The organism is Amycolatopsis sp. NPDC003731, assembly GCF_053586895.1.
In genome coordinates this window covers 1-1973 of sequence record NZ_JBSFNC010000306.1, presented here as the reverse complement: position 1 = coordinate 1973, position 1973 = coordinate 1, and the positions used below count along the sequence as shown (strand labels likewise).

The window sequence follows — 1973 nt, the reverse complement described above, 5'->3', positions numbered from 1 at the left end:
TCCTGCGCCTCGGCCTGCGTCGCCCCGCACGCGACGGCCGACGGCGCCTGGTGGTGGTCGATGTCCCAGGAGGCATCCAGCCACGCCTTGCTGAACTTGTGGCCGTTGCCGTTCCACTTGCTGAAGAAGTAGGCGCCGTAGTTCGGGCTGTCGACGCTGGTCGTCTCGAAGCCGAAGATCATCCGCAGGCCGAGGTTGGCCGCGTCCCAGGTGCGGATCGGGCTGTTGCCGTCGCCGATGCGCAGCGAGAGGCAGGTGGAGAAGAAGAGGTAGCGCGCGACCTCGTTGCCCAGCCGCATGTCGGCCGAGCTCGCCCAGGCCGACCCGCCCCAGGTGCCGCCCATCGGCATCCAGAAGACCCCGTTGCCGTCCATCGTCCCGTGCCCGGAGTGGTACTCGGCGACGCAGGCGTCGAAGCCGTAGGTGCCCTGCCAGTCGTCGTACTGTTCGCCGTAGATCCACGACAGCACACCACCGTCGGTGTACCAGAAGTTCGGCGCGGTGAACTGCTTGACGTAATTGTAGAAACCACCGGCGTCGTCGTGGGTGTAGGAAAGGTCGTTCATCCCGGGCGGGAAGTCCTCGATGGAGCAGACGCCGTACCGGTTCGCCCCCCGGTCGGCCGCGAGGCCGGTCCCGGAGCCGAACGGATCGGCCGAGGTCAGCGCCCGCGCGCCGGCGGGTGCCCCCGGTGGCGCGGTGACCACGCCGTTCTTGAGCAGTGCCATGATTCCTCCCCGTGGGTGGCAGAATGCAGCGATCGGACGGTAGCCGCCAACGCGGTGAAAACTTTCGGATACATCTTTTTGCCACACCTTCAGCGCAATTTTTTCAGCGCTGCACCGATTCCGTGGGACGTTTTTGCGAGAAGCCGGGAAGCGGTCAGCGGGCACCGGCCACAGTGGACGGCCACGAGGTCCCGCCGACGGCCGCGGCGAAATCTCGCCGAGCGGGGGGCTCGGCCGAAAGTTCACCGCCGGTTCGCGTCCGCGTTCGCCTGGCGGGCCTAGCGTCCGATGCGGAGGTGCGCATGAACGACTTCAGCCGCCGGACGCTGTTGCGGGCCGGTGGGGTGGCGGCGGCCGCGGGGATGCTGCCGGGGGTGGCGTTCGCCGATCAGCCGGGCGGGACGAGCCGGACGCAGACCGTCACCGGGACGCTGAAACCGGACGTGCCGGACTGGTACTACCTGCCCGTCGACGTCCCGCGCGGCGTCCGGCAGATCGACGTCGTCTACTCCTACGACAAGCCGCCGGTGCCGGCCGGTACCCGCGGGAACGCCTGCGACATCGGCATCTTCGGCCCCGAAGGCCACGACGTCGGCAACGCGCGCGGCTTCCGCGGCTGGTCCGGCGGCTTCCGCGACCGCTTCTCGATCAGCGCGTCCGAGGCCACGCCCGGCTACCTCGCCGGCCCGATCAAGCCCGGCCGGTGGCACGTCATCCTCGGCCCGTACACCGTCGCGCCGCAGGGGCTGAACTACCGCGTGGACATCACGCTCACCTTCGGTCCCGACGGCGCGCCGTTCAAACCGAACCCGGCCCCGGAAACCGCTCCGGCGCGAGACAGGGGCCGCGCCTGGTACCGCGGCGACAGCCACCTGCACACCGTCCACTCCGACGGGCGGCGGACGCCGGAGCAGCTCGTCGCCGACGCGCGCGCCGCCGGGCTCGACTTCATCGTCTCCACCGACCACAACACCTCCAGCTCGCAGCTGGTCTGGGGCAACCACGCCCCCGACGACCTGCTGATCCTCAACGGTGAAGAGGTGACGACCCGGTCCGGGCACTGGCCCGCGCTCGGCCTGCCCGCCGGCACCTGGATCGACTGGCGCTACCGCGCGGCCGACCCGCGGGACTTCCGGCGCTTCACCGAGCATCCCCGCGAACGCGCCGGCCAGCACGCCGGCGTTCCAGAACACGAAGATCCCCAGCCCGCACGCCCAGTACGCCGCGCGGCGGCGCCGGGCCTCG

At 70.5% G+C, this 1973-nt stretch carries 2 protein-coding genes; one reads left to right on the top strand and one right to left on the bottom strand.

Annotation, left to right across the window (positions count from 1 at the left end; genetic code table 11):
- Positions 1 to 728 (bottom strand): DUF6345 domain-containing protein (locus ACWDN5_RS46735; protein WP_449680791.1); only part of this gene is annotated, 728 nt, incomplete at its 3' end.
- A gap of 296 nt (positions 729 to 1024) precedes the next feature.
- Between ACWDN5_RS46735 and ACWDN5_RS46730 the strand changes: the two genes are divergently transcribed.
- Positions 1025 to 1973 (top strand): CehA/McbA family metallohydrolase (locus tag ACWDN5_RS46730; protein WP_449680790.1); only part of this gene is annotated, 949 nt, incomplete at its 3' end.